The 23,931-nt window shown below is 67.7% G+C and carries 21 protein-coding genes; 12 read left to right on the forward strand and 9 right to left on the reverse strand.

The window, feature by feature from the left end:
• Positions 1–38: 38 nt before the first annotated feature.
• The 3 genes from GKZ92_RS05815 (at position 39) to GKZ92_RS05825 (ending at position 3,759) form a co-directional block, all read left to right on the forward strand.
• Positions 39–1,514, forward strand: coding sequence for an aldehyde dehydrogenase family protein (locus GKZ92_RS05815; protein WP_155225088.1), 1,476 nt, complete (start codon positions 39–41; stop codon positions 1,512–1,514).
• 87 nt (positions 1,515–1,601) lie between these two features.
• A complete protein-coding gene (locus GKZ92_RS05820; protein ID WP_035753099.1) occupies positions 1,602–2,591 on the forward strand; it encodes a cyclase family protein in 990 nt (329 codons plus the stop codon).
• Between the two features lie 55 nt (positions 2,592–2,646).
• Positions 2,647–3,759: a Zn-dependent alcohol dehydrogenase gene (locus GKZ92_RS05825; protein WP_035753097.1), complete on the forward strand. Its 1,113-nt coding sequence runs from the start codon at positions 2,647–2,649 to the stop codon at positions 3,757–3,759.
• A 196-nt stretch (positions 3,760–3,955) separates the two neighbouring features.
• Here GKZ92_RS05825 and GKZ92_RS05830 read toward each other — a convergent pair whose 3' ends face one another.
• Positions 3,956–5,233, reverse strand: coding sequence for a cytochrome P450 (locus GKZ92_RS05830; RefSeq protein ID WP_158037458.1), 1,278 nt, complete (start codon positions 5,231–5,233; stop codon positions 3,956–3,958).
• A 224-nt stretch (positions 5,234–5,457) separates the two neighbouring features.
• Between GKZ92_RS05830 and GKZ92_RS05835 the strand changes: the two genes are divergently transcribed.
• From GKZ92_RS05835 to GKZ92_RS05845, 3 genes are all read left to right on the forward strand, one after another.
• Positions 5,458–6,102, forward strand: coding sequence for a TetR/AcrR family transcriptional regulator (locus GKZ92_RS05835; protein ID WP_052362811.1), 645 nt, complete (start codon positions 5,458–5,460; stop codon positions 6,100–6,102).
• 189 nt (positions 6,103–6,291) lie between these two features.
• On the forward strand, positions 6,292–7,446 hold the full coding sequence (locus GKZ92_RS05840; protein ID WP_042378079.1) for an amidohydrolase family protein: 1,155 nt from the start codon (positions 6,292–6,294) through the stop codon (positions 7,444–7,446).
• 4 nt (positions 7,447–7,450) lie between these two features.
• On the forward strand, positions 7,451–7,756 hold the full coding sequence (locus GKZ92_RS05845; RefSeq protein ID WP_042378078.1) for a hypothetical protein: 306 nt from the start codon (positions 7,451–7,453) through the stop codon (positions 7,754–7,756).
• An 81-nt stretch (positions 7,757–7,837) separates the two neighbouring features.
• Here the strand turns inward: GKZ92_RS05845 and GKZ92_RS05850 are convergent, their stop codons facing one another.
• The 3 genes from GKZ92_RS05850 to GKZ92_RS05860 are packed head-to-tail and all read right to left on the reverse strand — an operon-like array spanning position 7,838 to position 11,214.
• Positions 7,838–9,025 (reverse strand): NAD(P)/FAD-dependent oxidoreductase, encoded by a 1,188-nt coding sequence (locus GKZ92_RS05850; RefSeq protein WP_052362810.1) that lies wholly within the window; start codon positions 9,023–9,025, stop codon positions 7,838–7,840.
• Positions 9,022–10,002 carry an acyl-CoA dehydrogenase family protein gene (locus GKZ92_RS05855; RefSeq protein ID WP_075862752.1) on the reverse strand — a complete coding sequence of 327 codons (981 nt, stop codon included), beginning with the start codon at positions 10,000–10,002 and terminating at the stop codon, positions 9,022–9,024. The genes GKZ92_RS05850 and GKZ92_RS05855 overlap by 4 nt, the downstream gene beginning before the upstream one ends.
• Positions 10,003–10,044: 42 nt before the next feature.
• Positions 10,045–11,214, reverse strand: a complete 1,170-nt coding sequence (locus tag GKZ92_RS05860) for an acyl-CoA dehydrogenase family protein (protein ID WP_042378075.1) — start codon at positions 11,212–11,214, stop codon at positions 10,045–10,047.
• Positions 11,215–11,328: 114 nt separating this feature from the next.
• On the opposite strand from GKZ92_RS05860, the gene GKZ92_RS05865 reads away from it, so the two are divergent.
• From GKZ92_RS05865 to GKZ92_RS05885, 5 genes are all read left to right on the forward strand, one after another.
• Positions 11,329–12,309 carry a cyclase family protein gene (locus tag GKZ92_RS05865; protein WP_035753079.1) on the forward strand — a complete coding sequence of 327 codons (981 nt, stop codon included), beginning with the start codon at positions 11,329–11,331 and terminating at the stop codon, positions 12,307–12,309.
• Positions 12,310–12,394: 85 nt separating this feature from the next.
• Positions 12,395–13,867, forward strand: coding sequence for an aldehyde dehydrogenase family protein (locus GKZ92_RS05870; protein ID WP_042378071.1), 1,473 nt, complete (start codon positions 12,395–12,397; stop codon positions 13,865–13,867).
• Between the two features lie 56 nt (positions 13,868–13,923).
• Positions 13,924–14,406, forward strand: a complete 483-nt coding sequence (locus GKZ92_RS05875) for a DoxX family protein (protein WP_042378070.1) — start codon at positions 13,924–13,926, stop codon at positions 14,404–14,406.
• Between the two features lie 52 nt (positions 14,407–14,458).
• The gene (locus tag GKZ92_RS05880; protein ID WP_042378068.1) at positions 14,459–15,388 is read left to right on the forward strand and encodes an alpha/beta hydrolase; all 930 of its coding nucleotides are present in this window, start codon (positions 14,459–14,461) and stop codon (positions 15,386–15,388) included.
• 17 nt (positions 15,389–15,405) lie between these two features.
• A complete protein-coding gene (locus GKZ92_RS05885) occupies positions 15,406–16,974 on the forward strand; it encodes an MFS transporter (protein WP_052362809.1) in 1,569 nt (522 codons plus the stop codon).
• Here GKZ92_RS05885 and GKZ92_RS05890 read toward each other — a convergent pair.
• The 5 genes from GKZ92_RS05890 to GKZ92_RS05910 form a co-directional block, all read right to left on the reverse strand.
• Complete coding sequence (locus GKZ92_RS05890; RefSeq protein ID WP_035753068.1) at positions 16,941–17,669, reverse strand: ABC transporter ATP-binding protein; 729 nt, start codon at positions 17,667–17,669, stop codon at positions 16,941–16,943. The genes GKZ92_RS05885 and GKZ92_RS05890 overlap by 34 nt on opposite strands.
• Complete coding sequence (locus GKZ92_RS05895) at positions 17,666–18,517, reverse strand: ABC transporter ATP-binding protein (protein ID WP_042378067.1); 852 nt, start codon at positions 18,515–18,517, stop codon at positions 17,666–17,668. The genes GKZ92_RS05890 and GKZ92_RS05895 overlap by 4 nt, the downstream gene beginning before the upstream one ends.
• Positions 18,514–20,532, reverse strand: coding sequence for an ABC transporter permease (locus GKZ92_RS05900; RefSeq protein WP_155225090.1), 2,019 nt, complete (start codon positions 20,530–20,532; stop codon positions 18,514–18,516). The genes GKZ92_RS05895 and GKZ92_RS05900 overlap by 4 nt, the downstream gene beginning before the upstream one ends.
• A gap of 33 nt (positions 20,533–20,565) precedes the next feature.
• Positions 20,566–21,786: an ABC transporter substrate-binding protein gene (locus GKZ92_RS05905; RefSeq protein ID WP_139319419.1), complete on the reverse strand. Its 1,221-nt coding sequence runs from the start codon at positions 21,784–21,786 to the stop codon at positions 20,566–20,568.
• A 226-nt stretch (positions 21,787–22,012) separates the two neighbouring features.
• Complete coding sequence (locus tag GKZ92_RS05910) at positions 22,013–22,591, reverse strand: TetR/AcrR family transcriptional regulator (RefSeq protein ID WP_042378064.1); 579 nt, start codon at positions 22,589–22,591, stop codon at positions 22,013–22,015.
• A gap of 109 nt (positions 22,592–22,700) precedes the next feature.
• On the opposite strand from GKZ92_RS05910, the gene GKZ92_RS05915 reads away from it, so the two are divergent.
• Complete coding sequence (locus GKZ92_RS05915; RefSeq protein WP_035753056.1) at positions 22,701–23,840, forward strand: acyl-CoA dehydrogenase family protein; 1,140 nt, start codon at positions 22,701–22,703, stop codon at positions 23,838–23,840.
• Positions 23,841–23,931: the final 91 nt, after the last annotated feature.

Here is a 23,931-nt window from a genome sequence, read left to right on the forward strand (position 1 = left end):
CGATTCGCCACGCCGGGGCGACCACACAAGGAGAGCCGATGACAAGCACCCTCGAGCCGACATCCGCCGGGCCCGTGGCGGACAAGGCCGCGATCTACCTGGCCGGCCGATGGCAGGAACCGGTCGCGGGTGAGCAGATCACCGTGGTCAACCCGGCAACCGGGTCGCCGGTCGCGAAACTCGCCGCCGCGGGTATCGACGAGGCGGACCGCGCGGTCGTCGCAGCCCGGGAGGCCCTGGACTCCGGAGTCTGGGCCGATCGGGACGCCACCGAGCGTGCCGCGACGCTCGTCGCCATCGCCGACGCGCTCGACGCCCGCACGGACTCGCTGGTGTCGGTGCTGATCGCCGACCTCGGGTTGCCGCGTTCCTTCGCCGAGTTCGTCAACCAGACGGCCGCGCAGATCTGGCGCGACGTCGCGGATCTCGCGACCGAGCTGCGCACCGAGGAGGTTCGCACCGGAGCGGGCTACAAGACCCTCATCCGTCGTGAGCCGGTTGGCGTGGTCGCCGCCATCGTGCCGTTCAACGCGCCGACGGCACTGGCCGCGGCCAAGATCGCCCCCGCCCTCCTGGCCGGGTGTTCCGTTGTGGTCAAGGCGGATCCGTACACACCGTTGGCGTCCTACATCCTCGCCGAGGTCTTCGACGAGGTCGGGTTGCCGCCCGGCGTCATCTCCGTGCTGCCGGCGGGCCGGGAGGTGGGCGCACACCTCGTCGCACATCCCGGCGTCGACTTCGTCAGCTTCACCGGAAGCACCGTCTCGGGGCGCGCGGTGATGAAGTCCGCGGCCGACCACATGGCCCGGATGACCCTGGAACTCGGCGGCAAGAGCGCTGCGGTGATCCTCGACGACGCCGATCCCGCTGCGGTCCTGCCGATGCTGGTCCCGCTGGCATTGGGACAATCGAGCCAGGTGTGCACCGCTCTCACGCGTCTCCTCGTCTCCGAGGAGAACCACGACATGTGGGCCGAACTGCTGGCCGGCGCGTTCGCGTCGCTCCCGGTCGGCGACCCCGCCTCACCCGACACGGTGATCGGGCCGCTGGTCAACGCCGACGCGGTCACGCGCTGCGAGCGGTTCGTCGCCGAGGCCGTCGAGGAAGGGGCCACCGTCCTCACCGGCGGAGAGCGACTCTCGTTGCCGGGCATGGAGAACGGCTACTTCTTCGCCCCGACCCTGCTCGACGGCGTGCGGCCCGACTCGACCGTCGCCCAGAACGAGGTGTTCGGCCCGGTCATCAGCCTGATCACCTACACCGACGTCGACGACGCGGTGCGGATCGCGAACGGGACCGACTTCGGCTTGGCTGCCGCGGTCTTCGGCACCGACGTCGATCGCGCCCTCGGCCTCGCCGACCGTCTCGACGCCGGTGTGGTGGCGGTCAACACACCCGGCACCGCCATGGCCCAGCCCTTCGGTGGATACAAGCAGTCGGGCATCGGGCGCGAAGGTGGTCCGGAGGGACTCGACCACTTTTTCGAGGTCAAGCAGATCCGGGTGCCGGAGTGAGCTCGCAGCTCAGCACTCCCCACCGGTCCCCACCCGAACAGCACTGTCCCGCAACAGCTTGCCCTGAACAGAAAGTGAGCATCACCAATGTCCGCTCCTGATCGTCCCGCATACGACGACCTGCCCTTCCTCGACGGGATGAAGATACGGTCGGCGTGGGGCCACTACGGCGCCACCGACGCCCTCGGCGCCCTCAACCTCATCACCCCGGACGTGGTCCGCGCCGCCGCAGATCTCGTCCACAGCGGCGAGCGGTTCGTCCTGTCGATGCCGCTGTCGCTTCCGGACCCGCCGTTCTTCGGCCGGGAACCGCTCAAGCACGAGTCGTTCACCACCTACCCCGACGTCACCGACGACCGGCTGGACAACTTCTACCCCCAGTCCGGAAGTCAGTGGGATGCGTTGGGCCACCATGGATACCCGGCCGAACGCGGATACTACAACGGCCGCACCGAGGCCGACGTGCTCGAGAAGGGCGAGCTCGGGATCGACGGTCCCGCGTCCCGCGGCATCGTGACACGCGGTGTACTGCTCGATGTGCCGCGTCATCTCGAGAAGACCGGCCAGGCATACGGACCCGAGAAGCGCTTCGAGATCAGTGCCGATCTCCTGGCCGAGATCGCCGCGGCGCAAGGAGTCGAACTGCGGGCGGGCGACATCCTCTGTGTCCGGACCGGATGGGTCGGATACTACAAGGGACTCGACGCCGCGGCACGCCGCGACCTCGCCGAGGCCAGTCACCGCCTCGCCTTCGAGACCGCGGGTCTCGGACCCGCCGAGGGAATCGCGCGACTCGTCTGGGAAACGGGCACCGTCGCCGTGGCCGTCGACAACCCCGGTGTCGAACCGTTCCCGCCGCCCATGGTCCTCGAACCCCAGCCCGGCCCGGACACCGAGAACCTGGTACACACGCACCTTCTGACCGCTCTCGGAGTGCATCTCGGAGAGTTCTTCGACCTCGACGCCCTCGCCGAAGCGTGTGCCGCGGACGGCCGCTACGACTTCCTGCTCACCTCGGCTCCGCTATGGGTCGACGGCGGCATCGGATCTCCGCCGAACGCGATCGCGATTCGCTGAGTGCGGTCACACCACAACCTTTTCCATGAGAACGGACGATGATGAACGGACACCGATGAAGACACGTGCGGCAGTGCTCCGCGAGCAGGGGAAACCCTGGGAGATCCTCGAACTCGACCTCGACGACCCGGGTCCCGGTGAGGTCCGTGTCAAGATGAAGGTCGCCGGCCTGTGCCATTCCGACAAGCACGTGAAAGTCGGTGGCGGGGCGCGGTTCCCGATCGTCGCCGGCCACGAGGGTGCCGGCGTCGTCGACGCCGTCGGCGAGGGCGTGGAGTCGGTGAAGACGGGCGACCCCGTCGCCATCTCCTGGATTCCGGCGTGTGGCCGGTGCCGCTGGTGCAACGACGGCCAGTCCAACCTGTGCGACCTCGGTGCCAACATGTTGACCGGTGAGCTCGCTGCCGGCGGCTTCCGTTTCCATTACGAGGGCGAGGATCTCGGTGGCGAGGGCGCCGTCGGCACCTTCTCCGAGTACACCGTCGTCAACGAGCGCTCGGTGGTGAAGATCGCCGAGGACACCCCGCTCGAGCACGCTTCGCTGGTCAGTTGTGGTGTGACCACCGGTTGGGGAGCCGTCGTCAACGCCGGCGGCGCCCGTCCGGGCGACACCATCGCGATCTACGGCTGCGGCGGCATCGGCACCAACGCGGTGCGTGCCGCAGCATCGCTGAGTCCCGATCTGCTCGTGGTGATCGAACCCGTCGAGTGGAAGCGCGACTTCGCCAAACGGCAAGGGGCCGATCTGGTCTTCGCCGACGCGGCGCAGGCACAGGCAGAGGTGTGGGAGCGGACCGGGGGTGTCGGTGTCGACATCGCGGTCGTCACCACCGGCGTCGCTTCGGCAGAGGTGACCGGGCAGGCGTTCGAGCTGACCCGCAAGGGCGGCAAGATCGTGCTCGTCTCGACCGCCGACGACATGACCGAGAACACCATCGTGCTCCCCGGGTCGTTGCTCACCTTCTTCCAGAAGACGATCGTGGGAACACTGTTCGGACACTGCAACCCGCACTCCGATGTCCCGCGACTCCTCGCGATGGCGCGAAACAGCAAGCTGAACCTCGAGGATCTGGTCACCAGGCGTTACTCTCTCGACGAGGTCAACACCGGATTCGACGACCTGCTCGACGGTGAGAACATCCGTGGCGTGATCATCTTCGACGACTAGTCGACTATCGGCTACAACCGGCATATCTCAGGGCCAGGGACCGACGTCCCTGGCCCTGACGTCGTTGCGCGAAAGGTGATCCCGCGGAGGGAGACTCGTCTCGACGGGATTCCAGGCGGCGCTGTCCAGATGACGGTGCCCCGGTGAGGAAATCCTCACCGGGGCACCGTCGTAGTGGCGCATCAGGTCACGGCGATCAGCCCAGTGTCAGCGGCAGGCTCTCCAGGCCCGCGACACCACCGCAGTGCATGCGTAGCTCGGTACCGGGGGTCACCTGGTAGTCGGGAATCCGACGGTGCCACTCCTCGAAGCTGATCCGCAGCTCGAGACGTGCCAGGTTCGAACCCGCGCAGCGGTGCGCACCTGCGGCGAACGCGAGGTGACGGTTGGGCCGGCGGAGGAAGTCGACGATCAGCGGATCGTCGAACTCCCGTGGGTCGCGGCAGGCCGAGCCGCTGTGCAGCCACACGCGGTCGCCCTTCTTCATCGCGACGCCGGCGAACTCGAGATCGTGGGTCACCGTGCGGGCGTCGTTGACGAAGCTGTTGTAGCGCAACAACTCCTCGATCGCGTTCGGGATGAACTCAGGGTCCGAGACGATCTGGGCGCGGTGCTCGGGGTTATCCGCGAGGAACCTGAACATCAGTCCGTGGGCGGCCGTTACGGTGTCGAGTCCGGCGATGAACAGCAGGAAGGACATCCGCAGCACTTCGTCGTGCGTGAGCTTCTCGCCATCGACCTCGCTGTTGAGCAGGATCGTGATCAGGTCATCGTTCTCGACGCCCGAGTCGATGTCGGCGGCACGCTCGCCGATCAGCTGCGTCAGGTACTTGGTGACCTCGCCGCCGGCTTCGCGCTTGCGCACCAATCCGTCGCCGATCTGCGAGCTGTGTAGGATCGCGCTCACCCAGCCGATGAACTTCTTGTGCTCCTCGAACGGCAGACCGAGCATCTCGGTGAAGATCCGCACGGGCAGCTGCTCGGCGTAGGCCTCCATGAATTCGATTTTGTCGCCGTTGTTTTCGAGGATATCGTCGATCAGCGCATTGGCGGTCGAGCGGATGTGGTCCTCCATGGCGCCGATCCGCTTGGGTCCGAAGACCGGGTTGATCAGCGCGCGGTACTTCTTGTGCTCCGGCGGGTCGAGTTCGATCGGGAGCATCTTCACTCCGCCGTAGCCGGGTCCGCCCGGGAGTCCGACCGGGGAGCTGGAGAAGTCCTCCGGACGCTGGAACACCTCGCGTTGGTCTTCCCATCGCGTGACCGCCCAGAAGCCCTCGTACGCGGGGCTGTAGAAGACGCGGTACTTCTCCCGGAGTTCGTCCATGAGCCCGATCGGGTCGATGTGGACGATCTCGTCGTTGTGGTGATCCACCCAGTGGACCAGCTCCTCCGGGACGTGCGGCGGCACTTCCACGCGCTCGGGAGGGACAGTGCCCGCAGCTGTGGTTGCTGCGGTCGCGTTCTCACTCATGGACATGCCTTTCTCGGGGTGTATTGCAGATCGGTGAAACGAGGTCGGGACAGATGTCGCGACGGGGGCTGAGAAACTGCGAAGTCGGGCGCTTCGCGTCTCATGGACGACGATAATGCGCTAGATCATATAGCTAATACTAGTGACAGCGCTCACAAAGGTCCAGTCCTGCGGGGAACCGCACGTCGTTGCGGTCGGGTCGCGGGGGGTGGCACGGTACGGGCATGCCTGATCCCGACCACATCGCCGGCGTGCGCATCGACGCACGCCGTGCCGAGTCGCCGTCTCCGCGTCGATCCCTCGCCCGCCGTCAGATCGCGGAGGCCGCCGCCCAGGTGTTCGCCGAACTCGGCTTCGTCGAGACGACGGTCGACGCGGTGGCCGAACGCGCCTCGGTGTCGGCGCGCACGGTGTACCGGCATTTCGGGAGCAAGGGTGCGTTGCTCGCAGCCGGATTCGCGGTCCGGATCTCGGATTACCTTGCACGGGTGTCTGATCTGCTCGACGGCGGAATGGGCCTCACCGCGAGCCTCGAGAACGCGGCGCGCAGCGGCTTCCTCGACGCGTCCGAGCACACCGAGGGTCTGGTCGCGGCGGCGTCGGACGAGGGGGAACTCTGGGCGCAGTGGCTCTGGGCTGCGCATCGTCAGCACGACGCACTGGCGCGGCTCATGTGTCGCGCCGACGGGCGGCCGGAGGAGGAGGCGATCGACGCGATCTGGCAGTTGCGCGCCGCGGCGCTCCTGAACTCCATCGTGACCGCTCACGAGGTGTGGGTTCGCTCCTCCGGGCGTCGGGAACTCGCGGATGTGCTCGCCGAGGCGATCCGGGCATTGGCGCCGATTCTGAGCGACCGGCCTGACGCCTGACGATGCGGGGGCGGCCTGACGCCTGACGATGCGGGGGTGGCCCCGGCTTGGCGAATGATGAGTGATCTGGCACACTCCAATAGTGTCAGTTTGTGACACTCAAATAGATAGCTATTCAGGCCAGAGGATTGGCAGGAATTCCGCACCGGATTCCGCAGCCAACGGGGGCCGAGTCAGTGAGGACGTCCCATGCCATTGCAAGACCACATGCAACTCATCTCGACTGACGACCATCTGATCGAGCCGGCGAATCTGTGGACCGATCGCCTCCCGCGCAGATTCATCGAGCCCGGACCCCGGATCATCGAGAAGGTCATGAACGACCCCAACCGTCCGGCACACGTCTGGACGATGGAGGGCAAGATCTACCCGTACATCGGACTGAATGCGGTGGCGGGGAAGAAGCCCGAGGAGTTCGGTGCCGAACCGGTTCGCTTCGACGACATGCTGCCGGGCTGCTACGACCCGAAGGCGCGCGTCATCGACATGGACATCGACGGTGTACAGGCGGCGCTGTCGTTCCCGTCCTTCCCGAAGTTCGCCGGCACCATCTTCCTGCAGGCGCAGGATCGTGAGTTGGCACTGCTGTGCGTGCAGGCGTGGAACGACTACGTGCTCGACGAGTGGTGCCCCACTGCTCCGGACCGGTTCATCCCCTTGTCGATCCTCCCGCTGTGGGATGCCGATCTGTGCGTGCAAGAGATCCATCGGGTCGCGGCCAAGGGTGCGAAGGCCATCTCCTTCCCCGAAAATCCGGTGCCGCTGGGACTTCCCTCGTTCCACACCGATCACTGGGACGGTGTCTTCTCGGCATGTGAGGAGACCGGCCTGCCACTGTGCGTGCACTTCGGTACGTCCGGCAAGCCCCCGATCACCGCGGAGGAAGCGCCGATGGCGGTCATGATCGCACTGTTCGGCTGCAACTCGATGTACGCGACCGCGGACCTGTTGTTCTCGCCGGTCTTCCACCGCCACCCGAAGCTGAAGTTCGCGCTCTCCGAAGGGGGTATCGGCTGGGTGCCCTACATGCTCGAGCGCATCGACGCCACCTGGGAGAAGCACCGCTTCTATCAGAACGTCAATCAGACGGTGCGGCCGTCGGACCTGTTCCGCAAGCACATGTACGGCTGCTTCATCGAGGACGACCACGGCATCGCGAACCGTCACCTGGTCGGCATCGACAACATCACGTGGGAATGCGACTACCCCCATTCGGACTCCAACTGGCCCAACAGCCGCAAGGTCGTCACCGAGGCCATGCTCGACGTGCCCGACGAGGACGTCGAGAAGATGGTGGAGACCAACGCGCGCAAGCTCTTCGACTTCCCGCGTCTGGACGCGTGAGGCCATGAGCGCACAGGCATCGGCGAACAACAACCGCGAGCAGATCGAACAGGTCGAACAGATCAAGGCCGCGGACTGGACCGACATGGATCTGCTCACCCGGGATCTCGCCGGAGAGCTGCTCGACGGCGAGATCGAGGCGGAGGAGAAGCGGGTGGCGGCGGTGACCGACGATCCGGGGCTGACCGACGAGCAGCGCGAGTCGGCGATCATGTTGCGGCAGCGCCGGATCGAGGCGATGCGTTCGGTCCGTTCCGACCTCGCCGCGGCGGCGGATGCGCCCGCGACCACTCCGCACCCGCTCACCTGACACGGGCGACCGGATCCACACGGCAGCGGCCTGGCTCCCTATCGGGGGCCAGGCCGACGTCGTTGTCGTGGAAGCTGACGTTCAGGCCGGTGCGGCGGCGACCTGTTCGGTCAGCTCCCGGACCAGAGGTGCCGATTCCTTCACGAAGCCGACCGACAGGACACCGACGAGTTCGCCGTCCTTCTCGCAGCGGGCCAGGAACTGTCCGTCCCAGTCACCGGCGGTGAGGATGTGATCGTCTGCGGCGCCGGGGAATCCGTAGCCGTCGAGTCGGATGCCACCCTGTTCGGTCCAGAACCCCGGTACGGAACCGAAGGTGGACGACGTGCCGATGATCGACGAGGCGACGTGCCGAGCCGACTCGCCCGCGTGTGTCCAGTGCTCGAGCCGCCGGCGTAGCCCGCCGAGGAGCGACTGCGGTGCCCACGCGACGTCGCCGACGGCCCAGACGTTCAGTGCGTCGACCACGCGTAACGTGTCGTCGACCGGAACCCCGAAGTTCACGTCCAGTGGCGTCGTCGCCAGCCATTCGACATTGGGGACGGAGCCGACCGCCTCGATCACGATCGAGGCGACGACCTCGGACCCGTCGTCGAGCACCACGGAACGAAGAGCGTTGTCGCCGAGCAGATGCGACGCGGTGCGTCCCGTCCGGAAGGTCACCCCCGCGGCCTCGGATCGGCGACGCAGCGACGTCGCGGCGGCTGCCCCGAGAGCCCCGACGAGCGGTTCGGCCTCAGGTGCGACGACGGTGACGGTGTGGCCCTGTCCCGCCAGGGTCCAGGCGAGTTCGGTGCCGAGGAATCCCGCACCGAGGATCGCGACGACGCGCGGGCCGTCCAGAGTGCGAGCCAGCGCCTGCGCATCCGCGACAGTTCGCAAGACGTGGCGCCCGCCCGTCGGACCGGACAGGTCTGGCCCGGGTAGATCAAGACGGCGCGGACGCACGCCGGTCGCCGCGACGAGGTGGTCGTACTCCACCGTGGTGTCGTCGCTCAATCGGACCCGGGCGGCGGCGAGGTCGGCTTCGACGACGCTCGTGCCCAGGCGCCACTCGAATTCGACGCCTTTGCGCATCCGCAGTCCGACATCGGCGGCGGTGATGTCGCGGTGGAGTGCGGACTTGGACAGGGGAGGACGGTTGTAGGCCGGGAGCTCCTCCTGAGACACGATGACCACGTCACCGTCGAAGCCCTTGGTACGCAACGTTTCGGCGGTCCGCATACCGGCCAGTCCGCCGCCCGCGATCACGACGCGGCCGGCGCTCACGGGGTCACGCCCTCGCCGGCGATCAGCTCTCGCGCCAGAACCGCGCCGCGTGGGCCGATCCGGTCGAGCAGGGTCGCGCGTTCGAGATACAGATGAGCGTCGTGGTCCCAGGTGATGCCCATGGCGCCGTGGGTCTGGATGGCCGCCGAGGTGGCGGCGGTCGCGGCGCGGGTCGCGAGCAGACGAGCTGCGGCGATCTCCCAGCCCGCACCCTCCCGGTTCTCGGCGGCGGCCGTCGCCGCGAAGAACAGCTGGGCATCGGCGGCCTCGAGCGCCACGCCGACGTCGGCGAGACGATGCTTGATCGCCTGGAAGGAGCCGATCGGTTTGCCGAAAGCCTCACGGTCTCGCGCATAGTCGACGGCCATGTCCAGACTTGCCGAGGCGATGCCGATCTGCGCCGCGGCGATGGCGAGGGTTGCCTGCGAGCTGACCGACGCGTCGGCGCTCACCAGCACCTCCCCGAGCGTGGCGACCTTCAGTGCAGGTGTCGCGGGGTCGATGAGGTCGGCGGGCCGGGCATCGCCGGCCGTTACGGCGGTGACCGTCGTCGAATCGGCGAGTACCGAGACCGCAAGGGAGGTTTCGGTATCGGCGTCGAGCAGAAGGTACCCGGTGCTCGTCGACAGTGCGATGGCCGCCACCGCATCGCCGGCGAGCAGTCGCTTGAGCAGGGCCTCGTCGCCGGCGACGGCGGCCGCCGTCGCCGCGACCGTGGTGGCCAGCAATCGCAGCGGTGCGAGGGCGCGACCCGCTTCGCGGTGGGCGATGGCCAGTTCCTTCGTCGACAGGCCCAGGCCGCCGGCCGATTCGGCGACGGTCAGCCCGAACCAGCCGAGTTCGGCGCTGCTGGCGACCGGCGAGCCGACCTCGGCGCCGTCGGCGATGGAATGGGCCGGTGCCGCACCGGCGTTCGCGGCGAAATAGTCCCGCGCGAGGTCGGCGATCGCGCGTTCGTCGTCGAGTAGTAGGTCCATGATCTTCCAATCAGGTTCGGGTGTGGTTGGCGTGGCGTCGGGTCATCTGGGCAGTCCGAGTACGCGGTCGCCGATGATGTTGCGCTGGATCTCGGAGGTTCCGGCACCGACGGTGCGCGCGAAGTCCCAGAGCCACAGGCCTGACCAGCCGTCCTCCCAGTACGGAGTGAACTCCAGACCGTCGGCGGCGAGCACCTTCATCGCCAGGCTCGCGACCTGCTGCCGCAGTTCGGCGAAGTACAGCCGGATGATGGACCCCTCGGGTCCGGGTACACCGCCGCGGACCGACTTCGACACGCTGCGGTAGCTCATCGCGCGCAGCGCGGCGACGCTCGCACGCAGGTCGGCGAGTTCGGCTGCGACGGTCTCGTCGTCGATGGCCCGGCGGTTACCCGACGGCGCGTCGTAGCGTGTGCACAGCTCGATGAGTTCGTCGACGGCGTGGGACAGTTCGAGCTGTTCGGTGAGGAAGGCCGACCCGCGCTCGAAACCGAGCGTGTTCATCGCGACCGTCCATCCGTTGCCCAGTCCGCCGACCACATTGGCGAGCGGAACGCGAACGTCGTCGTAGAAGACCTCGCAGAAGTGATGGTTGCGGGCGAGTGTCTTGATGCGCCGGATCTCGATGCCGGGGGAGTCCAGCGGCACGAGCACCCACGAGAGTCCCTGGCGTTTGGGGGCATCGGGATCGGTGCGGAACAGGCAGAAGTGGTAGTCGGCGACGTCGGCGTAGCTCGACCACACCTTCTGGCCGTTCACCACGAGCTCGTCGCCGTCGACGACGGCGCGGGTCCGCACCGAGGCGAGGTCGGAGCCGCCGGAGGGCTCGGAGAATCCTTGCGACCAGATCTCCTCGCCGCGCAGGATCCTGGGGAGGTGTTCGGCGCGCTGCTCATCCGTGCCGCGCAGCGCCAGCGTCGGGCCGCCGTAGAAGACCGCCGGGAACGAGGTGCCGGTGTACGGGGCCTTCGCCCGCGCGTACTCCTCGTACCAGATGAGTTGCTTGACCACCGAGAGTCCGAGGCCGCCGTACTCGCGCGGCCAGGACACCCCGGCCCACCCGCCGTCGAATTGTGTGCGTTGCCAGGCGTTGTCGAAGTCCCGCATCGCCTGGCCGTCCTCGGGCCGTCGCTCGGCGGGGACGTTGTCCCGCAGCCAGACGCGGGCTGACTCCCGGAACTCGATGTCCTCGGGATCGAAATGCAGGTCCACGTGACCTCCTCACTCGGCCGGAGCCGGCGGCACACGAGGCGCCTGACCGGCGGGTTGGATCGATCATGCCGGATCCATTGTTATTAGTCTAATTAGATAATTAATATGGCTACTATGCGGCTTCCAGGAGATGAACAGCTCGACGCATGGCGTCCACCCACCTACACCGTGTCGGCCGACGGCAAGGTCGACGGCGCGCGCGCCGGCACACCCAACAACTGGGGTCGATGGGGCGACCACGACCAGCGTGGCACCGCCAACCTCCTCACCGCCGATCGCGTCGTCGAGGCCGGCCGGGAGATCCGTACCGGCAAGTCCTTCTCGCTGGCACTCCCGATCGGCAAACGATCCCCGTTGGTGGGCAGCCGGGTGGCGACGATCCACACCTTCACCAGCTCCACCGTCGACGACATCGTCGGCGATTCATCGGCGCTCGGGTTCCAGACCTCCGACGACGTCGTCGTGATGCCGCTGCAGGGTGCGACCCAACTCGACGGTCTCGCCCACGTCGCCGCGGACGACACCATGTACAACGGCTACTGGGCGGGACTCACCACGGCGCGCTCCGGGGCGCGTCGTCTGGGTATTCATCACCTGGCGAACGGCCTGGTCGGGCGTGCCGTGCTCGTCGACGCCGGACGTCACCTCCAGCTCGATCCCTACACCGGCGTGGTCGACGTCGACGGACTGGAATCGACGCTCGCGGCAGCCGGGGTGACGGTGGAGCCCGGTGACATCCTGCTCATCAGAACGGGATGGCTGGGTGCGTTCCTGTCGGCGGAGAAGTCGCCGCGTACCCGGTCGGCCGGGCTGGCCCCGTCCACCGCGCAGTGGCTGGCCGACGCCGACGTGGCGCTGGTCGCCACCGACACCCGCACCGTCGAGGCGCTGCCCAACCCGGAGGGCGACGCCGTCCTGCCACTCCACATCGCGGCACTGCGAGACCTTGGCCTGCTGCTCGGCGAGCTCTTCGACCTCGACGACTGGGCGCGGGACTGTGCCGAGGACGGCGTCTACACCGGCATGTTCGTCGCGGCGCCGCTGCCGGTGGTCGGGGGAGTGGGATCTCCCCTCAACCCGTTGGTGCTGAAGTGAGTCCGACGAGCGCCGCGTTCCGGCGACCGACGGCCCCGGGGTCGCCGACCCCCTGCCAGGAATCTTTCGACAAGAGGAGACAACCGTGATCGACAAGGCGCAGCTGTACATCGACGGGCAGTGGACCGACGGGGCCGAGGGCCGTCGGATGGTGGTGGTCAACCCGGCCACCGAAGAGGAGTTCGCGACCGCCGCGGTGGGTTCGGCCGCCGACTGTGACCGCGCGATCGCCGCGGCGCGGCGCGCCTTCGGCTCCGGGCCGTGGCCGGCGATGAGCAGGCCGGAACGTTCGGAGATGCTGGGCCGGTTCGCCGTGGAACTGCGTGCGCGTGTCGACGCACTCGCCGAGGCCGTCACCGCCGAGACCGGTGCGCCGTCGGCCTCGGTGCGTGCCGTCCACCTGCTCGCACCGCTGGGCCACCTGGACCACTACGTCGAGCAGGCGCGTCAGCCGGACACCACATCGCTTCCGCTGCAAGTCAATCCGCGACCGGACGGATCATCGTGGCTGGGTGGGTCGGTCCTGGTCCGTGAGCCAGTGGGGGTCGTCTCGGCCATCACCGCGTACAATTTCCCGTTCCATCTCAACATCGCCAAGCTCGGCCCGGCTCTCGCGTGCGGCAACACCGTGGTGCTCAAACCGTCGCCGAACACCCCGCTCACCGCCGCGCTGATGGCCGAGGCTGCCGAGGCGGCGGGCTTCCCGCCGGGCGTCGTCAACGTGGTCAACGGGGGCGCAGATGTCGGTGCGTTGATGTGCACGGACCCCCGCGTCGACCTCGTCTCGTTCACCGGCTCAGAGGCTGTCGGGGCCGCTGTGTCCGCGCAGGCGGCCCCGACCATCAAGCGTGTGCTCCTCGAACTGGGTGGGAAGTCGGCGATGATCGTGCGTGCCGACGCCGACCTCGACGCCGCACTGGCGATGGGCCTGGGCAGCGTGGTGACCCAGTCAGGACAGGGATGCGCTCTGACGACAAGGCATCTGGTGCACGCCGACATCTATGACGACTACGTCGCAGGCCTCGCCGACCGCGTGCGCGCGATCCAGGTGGGCGACCCGACCGATCCGTCGACCGCGATGGGTCCTCTCATCAGCGCCGTGCAGCGGGAGAAGGTCGAAGGGTTCATCGGCGACGCCACGGCTGCTGGCTCGAGGCTCGTGGCGGGCGGTGGTCGGCCCGCGGATCTGGACAAGGGGTTCTTCGTCGAGCCCACGGTGTTCGCCGACGTCGACAACTCGTCCCGCCTGGCGCAGGAGGAGGTCTTCGGACCGGTCGCGGCGGTGATGTCCTTCCGCGACGACGACGAGGCGGTCGCGCTGGCCAACGACTCGAACTACGGGCTGGGCGGAGCGATCTTCTCCGCCGACGCCGGACGCGCCTTCGAGATGGCGCGCCGCATCCGCACCGGCCAGGTTCACATCAACGGCGGCTCCGGTGCCTCCCCGGGCTGGGATCCGTTCGGCGGTTACAAGCGGTCGGGCCTCGGCCGCGAACTCGGGGACGCGGGCATCGCCGACTACTCCGAGATCAAGACCATCAAATACCACGCAGGCTGATTCGGCCTGCGCCAGAGAGGAGTACGACGATCGACGCCATCGACATCGGCCTCGCGATGATACGCATCGCGGTGGGGCTGACCTTCGCGGCACACGGATTCAACAAGTTCTTCGGCGGCGGCCGCATACCCGGCACCGGGCGGTGGTTCGATTCGATCGGGATGCGCCCCGGCCGGATGCAGGCTCTGCTCGCCGCGTCGACGGAGGTGATCGCTGGGCTGCTGCTGGCGGCCGGGCTGCTGACCTCCTTCGCCGCGGCCGGTGTCGTCGCGGTGATGCTCGTCGCCGCCTGCACAGTGCACCGCGACGGCGGGTTCTTCGTCAACGGCAACGGCTGGGAGTACAACATGATCCTCGCCGCGATGGCCGTCGGCGTCGCGATCACCGGCCCCGGCGGGCTGTCCGTCGATCATCTCCTCGGGTCCGCGCCGCTGTTCGACAGTTGGTGGGGACTGGTCATCGGACTCGGCGGCGGGCTCCTCGCCGGGATCGGCCTGCTCCTCGCGTTCTACCGACCGACCACGCCTGCGCTCGCGTGACCGTTCGCGCCGTTTCCGTTTCCCTGCACCACGACTCGAGAGGCATCCCCGGATGATCGACACCACCGGACTCCACCCGGAACTCGCGGCGATCGCGCCGCATCTCCCGGATCTGGCACTCGACGACCCCGTCGCCGCGCGTGCCGCCGGGCGGGCACTCGTCGAACAGGCGAGTGCCGGTGCGCCGCCGCTGGACCTGTCCGGCATCGTCTGCGAGGAGATCGAGGTCGCGGCTCCCGACGGGCCGGTCGCGGTGACCGTCTACCGACCGGTGGGGGTGGACAAGCCCGCCGCCGTGATCAACATCCACGGCGGTGGGTTCGTGATGGGAGACCGGGAATCCATTGAGGCCCAGTGCGTCTCCTGGACCCGCGAGCTCGGGATCGCGGTGGTGAACCCCGACTACGGCCTCGCTCCCGAACGTCCGTGTCCCGGAGCGCTCGAGGACTGTTATGCGACGCTGCGGTGGGCGGACGACCGCGCGAACGGCTTCGACGTCGACCGGCTCGCCGTGGCAGGCAGCAGTGCGGGAGCGTGTATCGCGGCCGGGGTCGCGCTGATGGCCCGTGATCGGGGCGGGCCGTCGCTGGCGTTCCAGATGCTCGGTTGCCCCGTGACCGACGATCGAGCGACGACGGAGTCGGCGATGCGCTTCACCGACACCCCGGTGTGGAACCGCGCCAAGGTGGTGCAGTCGTGGAACCTGTACGCGGGCAACGATCGCCGGCACCTCGGCAGCTACGGTGCGCCGGCACGCGTCGACGACCTGTCCGGGCTTCCACCGAGCTTCGTACTCGTGGCGGGACTCGATCCGCTCAGGGATGAGGGAATCGCATACGCGCAACGGATGATCGACGCCGGGGTGCCGACCGAGCTCCATGTGGCGCCCGATGTGTGCCATGGGTTCACATCGCTGCCGGGATCCCGTAGCGCGCACTTCGCGGCCGTCCAGACCACCGCTCTCGCAAGAGCGTTGGCCTGACCGGCCGTCGCCGATCGGTGGCCACCGAACAGGGCAACCGGCCGCTCGCCGAGTACCTTGCTGTGGGCGCCGCGATCGGCGGCGTGGTCGCATACTCGCTGCTGCAGGCGATGCTCGTACCCGTCCTCCCCTCGCTACGGGAGAAATTCGGGGTCACCACATCGGATGTGGCCTGGATACTGACGGGCTTCCTGCTGTCGTCTGCCGTCAGCACACCGGTGGTCGGGCGGCTCGGAGACATCCGCGGGCTCAAGCGGATGTACCTGTTCGCGCTGGCGTGCCTGGCCGCCGGTGCGTTGATCGCCGCGTGTGCGCCGACCCTCGCCGTGTCGGTCGCCGGTCGAATTCTGCAGGGGGTGGGCGGCGGTATCATCCCGCTGGCATACGGCATCCTGCGAGCGATCCTGCCGTCCCACCGGCTTCCGGCCATGATCGGTGTGGTCGGGGGAGTCGCGGGTATGGGCAACGCGACCGGAACCGTGCTCGCCGGGCCGATCCTGCAGTACCTCGGCTATGCCTGGCTGTTCCTGATACCCGCTCTGCTCTGCGTCATCTCGGGAATCGTGGTGGCCATCGTGGTGCCGTCCATTCGTGCAAAGAGCGACACGAAGATCAATGTCGCCGCGGCCGTCCTCCTGGCCGGGTGGCTGTCGACTGCGCTCATCGTCCTCGGCCAGGGAAGCTCGTGGGGATGGACATCGCGGACGACGATCCTGGCTGCGGTGCTGAGCGTCGTGGCGTTCGCGGCCTGGATTGTGTCCGAACTGAGGTCGAGGCATGCGCTCATCGACGTGCGCCTGATGGTGTCCACTCGTGCAGTCGCTGCCTCGCACACGATCTCGTTGCTGATCGGGTTCGTACTGTTCGGTGTCTTCGCTCTTCTGCCTGCCTACCTACAGGATTCGGGCGGCGGCTTCGGACTGTCGAGTGCGTCCGTGGGGCTGTACATGGTGGCTTTGAGCCTCGGTATGTTCGTCGTGGGTTTCGTGGCGGGCAGATTGATCCGGCGCCTCCGGTCACGGGCCATGGTCGCGCTCGGCTCGGCGGTGGTCGCCTCGGTGCTGCTGACACTGGCGCTCGCCGAGCACGGCTCGTCGGTGCGCTGGGCCCTCACACTCGTCATGGGGCTCGGCTTCGGCTGCTGTTTCCCGGCGATATCCACGGTCGTGGTGATGTCGGTCGACCCCGGAGACACTGCTCAGGCGAGCGGCGTCAACGCCAATCTGCGCACGATCGGCGGTGCGGTCGGCACGGTAGCGGTGACCGGAATCCTGACCATGGCCGCCTCGGTGGGTACACGAACCGGATTCGCGGTCGGCTTCGCGGTGCTGGCGGCCGTGGCGATCGTCGCCTCCGTCTGTGCCGCAACGCTTCTTCCACGTCGACCGCGTCGGCGGTCCACCGAACAACCCCTCATCCGCGCCGGTCACCCGGCGGCCGTCGGATTGACGCCGAGCACGACGCGCCCGGTGAGCGAAGAACCAGGAGACGAAGAACCCCACCGCTCCTCGAGAAGTGGTGGGGTTCGCCGTCTTCGGTCGGACGAGGAGGACTACGCGGACGACGTGCGTCCGGAGGGGACGTAGTGTTCCTCGACCGCCTCCGCTGCTCCGTCGGCGGGACCCTGCCAAGCGAGGCCCCCGCGTCGGATGACCAGTGCGGAGTCGGCCATCGCCAGACTCCGGTGGACGAACTGCTCGATCATGAGGATCGAGGTGCCGGCCGCAGCAGCGGCCGCGAGCCCCTCGAACACCATGTCCACCATTTTCGGGGCCAGGCCCAGCGACATCTCGTCGGCGATGACGAGCGGCGGGCGCAACGCCAATGCCCTTGCCAGCGAGAGCATCTGCTGCTCACCACCGGACAGCGTGCCGGCACGCTGTCCCAGTCGCTCGGCGAGCACGGGGAAGTACTCGACGGCCCGATCGATGTTCTCAGACCGCTGCTCGCGAGGGTGGCTCACCGTGGCCATGCGGAGGTTGTCGCCCACGCTGAGCCCGGGGAAGATGCCGCGGCCCTCGGGCAGGTACATCAGTCCCGCTCGAGCGATCTGGTCGGCTCGCCTGCCGACGAGGTCGGTCCCGTCGAACAGGATGGATCCCGCGCTGGGACGGACGAGTCCGCAGAGTGCTCGGGCCAGGGTCGTCTTTCCCGCGCCGTTGGTACCCAGAACGGCCGTGACGGAACCGGCCCGGACGTCGAACGACACGTCGTGCAGTGCGAGTGCCGGGCCGTACCGCACGGAGAGGTTGCGTACTTCGAGGACGTGGTCGGTTGTCATCGGGGGAGTCCTGCCGGTTCGGGTGCGGGCGAGTCGGGTGCTGCTGTGCCGGGGTCGTCGCCGAGGTAGGCGGCGCGGACGGCCGGGTCACGACGGATCTCCTCCGGTGTGCCGTGCGCGATGAGCTTGCCGAAGTCGAGCACGTACACCTCATCGGACAGCCCGAGCACCAGGTCGACGTCGTGTTCGACGAGGACCAGGGCCACCGAATGGCGGATCCTCGCGTCCCGCAGGACCTGTGCGAGGTCGCGTGTCTCGGATTCGTCGAGACCGGATGACGGGTCGTCGAGCAGCACCACTCGTGGATCGGTGATGAGCGCTCTGCCGACCTCCACCCGGCGCGCGACGCCGAGGGGCAGGCCGACGGCGAGTCGTTCGGCGTCGTCGGTCAGCGACAGATCCTCGAGCAGTGCGTCGACCGTGTCGTCCCGGGTGGCCGTCGACATCCGCAGACCCGACACTTTGAGCAGGTCGGTCCAAAGCCGTCGCGGGGCCGACCGGACCCGCTTGGCCAGCACCAGGTGTTCGCGGATCGTCAGGTCCGAGAACAACTCTGGATGCTGGAAGGTGCGGGCGACGCCCATTGTCGCGCGATGTTGGGGTCCGCTGCGGCGTGTCTGCTCGACGCCGTCGATGAAGACCGAGCCCGACGTCGGCCGGAGGTACCCGGACATGACGTTGAACAGGGTGCTCTTGCCGGCGCCGTTGGGCCCGACCAGGCCGACGATCGAGGCGGGCGCCACGCGCACGCTGACGTCGGCGAGGGCCACCAGGCCACCGAACTTCTTCGTGATGTCGGCGGTGGACAACACGAGGTCACCGGTCGTTCGGCTCTCGGTGTGTTTCACCGTGCTACCCCTTCCCGGGCGGGTTGTGGTGCGGGCGTGATCATGTCGTCACCGGGCGGAGGCGTGGCGGAGGGTGGTCCGCCGACCCGTGCCCGCAACCGACTTGCGAGACCGGCGATCTGACGTGCCTGGGTCGCGACGACCCCGTCGGGGTCACGCGCGACGAGGATCGCGCCGACACCGAACAGGACGGTCGGCAGGTCGCCGATCTCGTGCGGGAAGTAGGTTGTGAAGATCCCGGGGAACACCGTGAGTGCCATGCCGGCGAAGAGTGCCGCGACGTTCGAACGCACACCCATGGTGACGAGGACCGCGAGCCAGACCATGCCGAGGATGGCCGAGTAGGTCAGCGGGGTGGCCGCCCCTGCGTACAGCGCCATCATCCCGCCGCCGACACCTGCTGTTGCCGAGGCGAGTACCGCGACCATCAGCTTGGCCTGCACCACGTTGATCGCGATCGACCGCGCGCCGGCTTCGCTGGATCGGACCGCGGCCAGGGCCAGGCCGGCCGTGGACCGACGGAAGTTGAGGACCACGAGGGAGGCGAGAGAGAAGATGATCAACCCGAAGTACAGGAAGTCCGCGTCGCCGTCGAGCCAGTCCGGTCGCAGCAGGGCAATTCCTGCACCACTGTTCTCGATCCACTCTCGGGTGAACATCATCGTCTGGATCAACAGGGCGAAACTCAGCGTCACCAGCGCGATGTACAGATTGCCCAGGCGGATCGTGACGAGACCGATCACGAGGCCGAACAGGGAGGTGACCACACCCGCCGCGAGCAGTGCCCCGATGACGGGCCACTCGAACTCGGTCACCAGTTGTGCCGTGGTGACCGCGCCGATCCCGGCGAGCGCCGCCTGACACAGCCACACCATGCCGCCCTGGCCGGTCAGCAGGGTGAAGGAGAGGAAGACGACGGCCATGCAGATGCCCTGGGCGACAAGGCCTACCCAGTAGTTCGGAAGGACCTGGGGCAGCAGGGCCACGCACACGATCGCGATCAGCACGCCGGGGGCGAAGAGGGGTCCACGGGAACCGTGCGAGAGGCGCCGCGAAGCTCCCTCGGCGACCTTCGCGGTTCCGGTGTCCACCACCGCGATCGCACGGTCCAGTGCGCCGCCGACACCGGTGTCCTCGTCGGCGCCCTTGCCGGTGACGCGATAGTAGAGCAGCACCGCGAGCATCAGCGCGAACGGCGTGCTGGCAACTACGGCGGTGGTCCAGCTGCTGTCGGAGGGCAGCTGGCTCTGGATGACGGTCGTCAGCCATCCGATGAGCAGACCGGCCGCGATGGCGATGCCGATCTTGACGAATCGTGCGATGACCACCGCCGCGAATGCAGCGCTCACCAGGAGGACGAACTGATCCGACGACAATCCGACGGTCGGCGCCACGAGGACCCCGGCGACACCGGCGAGGAATGAGCTGAATGCCCAGACCCCCACCGACACCAGCCGCGTGTTGACCCCGACGAGCTGCGCCATCGCCTCGGTGTCGACCATCGCCCGCACCACCAGGCCGACCTGGGTGAACTTCAGCACCAGTCCGCCGGCGACCACCAGCAGCACCAGGGCGCCCATCATCAGCACCTGGTTGAGGTTGATGGCGACGCCGCCGATCCGGTACACCGCGACCGGCTCGGGAGCGAGGCCAGGGACAACGGTCACCGCGAGGTCGCCGAAGATGAGCCGGCTGGCAGCGGGGAGGGCTACCGAGAGCCCGATCGTCGCGACGATCTTGATGAGCGTCGACGACCGTCGGATGTGTTGGAACAAGGCGTAATAGAGCACGACGCCCAGCGCCGGACCGCCGATGACCACCGCTATGACGAACGACGGGAGGATGCCCATGCCCTGTTCGCTGTGCAGGAAATAGTAGAAGCGTGCCAGGAAGAACGCCATCGGACCGAATGCGAAGTTCAGTACGCCGGCAGATACATAGGTGATGACCAGCCCTGAGGCGACGATCGCGTAGATCGAGCCCAGAGCGAGTCCGGCCACCGTGAATTCAAGCATGGGTCAACCCAATCCGTCGTTCGTCGGTTTTGATCAGCCGATGTTGTCGCCGCAGTAGGGGGTGTCCACGACCGGGACGAAGCTCTCGCCGCGGAGTTCGGACACGTACATGCAGTTGCCGTAGTTCAGGCCGGGACCGGCGGGAACGAACTCGGGGAACGACGCGGTGCCCGCCATCAATCCCTCGCCGTTCCAGCTGGTGTCGTCCCGCAGTTTGCTGATGAAGTTCTCGCGGGTGACGTCGTCACCGGCGAGCCGCAGGCCGTGGGCGAACAGATCGACGTCGGTGTAACCACCGGCGACGGCGAACCCGGGCGAGCCGGTGAAACCCTGGCCTTCGAGTGCCGTCACCATCGCCTTTGTGGCGTCGGTGTTCAGCTCCTTCGGCTGGTAGTGCATGACGAACTGCATGCCGTCGGCGCCCTGCCGTGCCGACGGGTTGTCCAGCAGGTCCTGACCGTAGCCGGTGCCGGCCATGGCCAGTTTCACGTTGACGTTCTGCTGTTTCAATGCGGCTGCAAGAGCGTAGATTCCGTTCGGCGCGAGTGCGACGTAGAGCCCGTCCACACCGGAGTTCTTGACCGCGATGGCAGTGGGTCCGAAGTCGGCGGTGGTCTGGTCGATGGACGTATTGACCAGCGGGACGTCGATCCCGGCCGATCTGATCGACTCGGCGACCTTCTCCGCGGCCGTCTTGCCCGAGGCCGTGTTCAATCCGATCGACGCGGCCTTGGTGACGCCGGCCTGCTTGAACCAGTTTCCATAGGTGGTGACCACCGATGCCTCGGTGTTCGCCGGTTGCGTACCGAAGAAGTTCTCGCCGTGGGCCCACTGCGGCGCCGAATCCCAGCTACCGCCGATCACCGGCACCTTCTGCTGCTCCAGGTAGGGGGCCGCAGCGTTCGCGGTGTAGGTCCAGGTCATGACGGCGAACACGCCGTGCTGCTCGACGAGCGTCTTGGCGGCCGACTGGGCGCCGGCAGGGGTCGAGGCGGAGTCGCCGATGACCAGCTCGAGCTTGCGGCCGTTGATTCCGCCGGCGGCGTTGATCGTGTCGATGCGGGCCTTGGCTCCGGTGTCGGTGCCGACGCTGCCGGCGGCCGCGGGACCGGTCACGTCGTACATGAGGCCGACCTTGATGGTGTCCCCCTCGCCGACCGAATCCCCTCCGCCGCTGCCGTTGTCGGCGCAACCGGCCGCGAACAGAGAGACCGCGGCGACCGCGGCCACCGTATTGACGAATCTGCGCTTCACAGGACCTCCGTTGTAATGCGCGCCGCCCGGGATGCGACGCGTGACCAGAATCACGTAGATACTGTGATTTATTAAGCGGATTGTCAACCGGTGCGTCGAGGGCTTCGGGGGTGATGGCGTGGTTCGGCAGTAGGTATCGCCGGGGGATACCTACTGTTGATGGGCGTGATTGCCGGCCCCAGCGACGCGGCACGTGCGCGTCCCGGATTTGAGCCGGTAGTGGCGACTATCCCGCGTCGATCCCGGCCGTGAGAATGCTCGCGAGCTGTCGGTACGCGGCGGCGTCGTCGAGACCGGTGGCGGCCCAGACCTCGCGGCGCTGGATGCGGCTCATCATCGAGGCGGCGAGGTCGGCGGCGAAGGCGGCGTCGACATTTCGGAAGTCGCCCGCGGCGACACCTTCGGCGATCAGCTTCTGAACGCGGGCCGCGGCCGCGGCGGTGTTGAGTTCGTAGAGCGAGCGGGTCGGCGGGAAGGCGTCGAGGTCCCGCATGAACGCCTCCGACGCCGGTGACAGCGCTTCGCCGACGGCCACCAGGTAGGCGATGACCCGCTCCCGGGGAGTTTTCGACGACTCGACCCTTGCTTCGACCTGTTCGGTCGCGGTGCGGAAGAAGTGGGTCACGGTGGCCGTGACCAGTTGTTCCTTACTGGCCGCGAGGGTGTAGAGCGTCGACTTGGAGCATCTCAGTTCGGCGGCGATGTCGGCGATAGACAGATGGGCGAAGCCGTCGCGCAGGATGAGTTCGAGCAGGGCGTCGAACAGGGCGGCGCGACGCCGCGTCGCGAACCCCTCGCGTGGCATGGGACTCCTCACCGATGTCGTCAGCTGTACTGACCGCTGCCAAAATAGTACTGTGCAGAGGACTTGAGTACTAGTTCAGTTACCTGAGCTCTTTCACCTGGAGGTACCGATGCCGGTCGACCGTCTGCTCCCCAACGACGACGCTCGCGACCTGATCGCGCTGGTCCGCGACATCGCCGACAAGCGGATGGCGCCGATCGCGAGTGAGTACGAGAAGGAGCGGAAGTACCCGGAAGGCCTGTTCGCCGAGCTCGGTGAGGCCGGTCTCCTCGGCCTGCCGTACCCGACCGAGTGGGACGGCGGCGGACAGCCGTACGAGGTGTACCTGCAGGTGCTCGAAGAGCTCGGCGCACGCTGGGCGTCGGTCGCGGTCGCGGTCAGCGTCCACGGACTCGCGTGTCACCCGTTGTTCAACTTCGGCACCGAGGAGCAGAAGCAGCGCTGGCTCCCGGACTTGTTGAACGGCAAGCTGATCGGTGCCTACAGCCTGAGTGAACCGCAGGCCGGTTCCGACGCGGCGGCATTGGCGTGCCGCGCGACGCCCACCGAGGGCGGTTACACGATGACCGGCTCCAAGGCGTGGATCACCCATGGCGGCATCGCCGACGTCTACAACGTCTTCGCGCGTACCGGCGAGGGCTCGAAGGGCATCTCCTGTCTTTTCGTCGCCCGGGACACCGAGGGCCTGACCTTCGGCAAGCCCGAGGACAAGATGGGCCTACACGCGGTCCCCACCACCGGCGCGTCGTACGACAACGCCTTCATCGACGAGGGCCGCCGTCTCGGCGCCGAAGGACAAGGCCTGCAGATCGCGTTCTCCGCCTTGGATTCCGGGCGACTCGGCATCGCCGCGGTGGCGACCGGTCTGGCGCAGGCAGCGCTCGACGCGGCCGTCGAGTACGCGCAGGAGCGAGCCGCGTTCGGCCGCAAGATCATCGATCACCAGGGTCTGTCGTTCGTGCTGGCCGACATGGCCGCCGCCGTCGACTCCGCACGTGCCACCTACCTCGACGCGGCGCGTCGTCGTGATGCGGGCATGGAGTACTCCCGGGCCGCGGCGACCGCGAAGCTCGTCGCGACCGACGCCGCCATGAAGGTCACCACCGATGCGGTGCAGGTCTTCGGCGGCTACGGTTACACCCGCGACTTCCCGGTCGAGCGCTACATGCGCGAGGCCAAGATCACGCAGATCTTCGAGGGGACCAACCAGATCCAGCGTCTCGTGATCGGGCGCGCGCTCGCGAAGTGACGTCTCGGCGTGGCCCGGACCCGCTGCAGGATCGCGCCCTCCGCTCGGAAGCGCTGTTCGCAGCCTGCGCCTCCGGGGTGAGGTAGCGATC

Source organism: Gordonia sp. 135 (assembly GCF_009720185.1).
In the GTDB taxonomy this organism is placed as follows: Bacteria; Actinomycetota; Actinomycetes; order Mycobacteriales; family Mycobacteriaceae; genus Gordonia; species Gordonia alkanivorans.

What these genes read in the sequence shown, in the direction of transcription:
- GKZ92_RS05915 (WP_035753056.1), top strand. Translation starts at nt 22,701, where the DNA reads ATGCCGGTCGACCGTCTGCTCCCCAACGACGACGCTCGCGACCTGATC.
- GKZ92_RS05910 (WP_042378064.1), bottom strand. Translation starts at nt 22,591, where the DNA reads ATGCCACGCGAGGGGTTCGCGACGCGGCGTCGCGCCGCCCTGTTCGAC.
- GKZ92_RS05825 (WP_035753097.1), top strand. Translation starts at nt 2,647, where the DNA reads ATGAAGACACGTGCGGCAGTGCTCCGCGAGCAGGGGAAACCCTGGGAG.
- GKZ92_RS05880 (WP_042378068.1), top strand. Translation starts at nt 14,459, where the DNA reads ATGATCGACACCACCGGACTCCACCCGGAACTCGCGGCGATCGCGCCG.
- GKZ92_RS05820 (WP_035753099.1), top strand. Translation starts at nt 1,602, where the DNA reads ATGTCCGCTCCTGATCGTCCCGCATACGACGACCTGCCCTTCCTCGAC.
- GKZ92_RS05845 (WP_042378078.1), top strand. Translation starts at nt 7,451, where the DNA reads ATGAGCGCACAGGCATCGGCGAACAACAACCGCGAGCAGATCGAACAG.
- GKZ92_RS05815 (WP_155225088.1), top strand. Translation starts at nt 39, where the DNA reads ATGACAAGCACCCTCGAGCCGACATCCGCCGGGCCCGTGGCGGACAAG.
- GKZ92_RS05875 (WP_042378070.1), top strand. Translation starts at nt 13,924, where the DNA reads ATGATACGCATCGCGGTGGGGCTGACCTTCGCGGCACACGGATTCAAC.
- GKZ92_RS05865 (WP_035753079.1), top strand. Translation starts at nt 11,329, where the DNA reads ATGCGGCTTCCAGGAGATGAACAGCTCGACGCATGGCGTCCACCCACC.
- GKZ92_RS05900 (WP_155225090.1), bottom strand. Translation starts at nt 20,532, where the DNA reads ATGCTTGAATTCACGGTGGCCGGACTCGCTCTGGGCTCGATCTACGCG.
- GKZ92_RS05840 (WP_042378079.1), top strand. Translation starts at nt 6,292, where the DNA reads ATGCCATTGCAAGACCACATGCAACTCATCTCGACTGACGACCATCTG.
- GKZ92_RS05830 (WP_158037458.1), bottom strand. Translation starts at nt 5,233, where the DNA reads ATGAGTGAGAACGCGACCGCAGCAACCACAGCTGCGGGCACTGTCCCT.
- GKZ92_RS05890 (WP_035753068.1), bottom strand. Translation starts at nt 17,669, where the DNA reads ATGACAACCGACCACGTCCTCGAAGTACGCAACCTCTCCGTGCGGTAC.
- GKZ92_RS05835 (WP_052362811.1), top strand. Translation starts at nt 5,458, where the DNA reads ATGCCTGATCCCGACCACATCGCCGGCGTGCGCATCGACGCACGCCGT.
- GKZ92_RS05855 (WP_075862752.1), bottom strand. Translation starts at nt 10,002, where the DNA reads ATGGACCTACTACTCGACGACGAACGCGCGATCGCCGACCTCGCGCGG.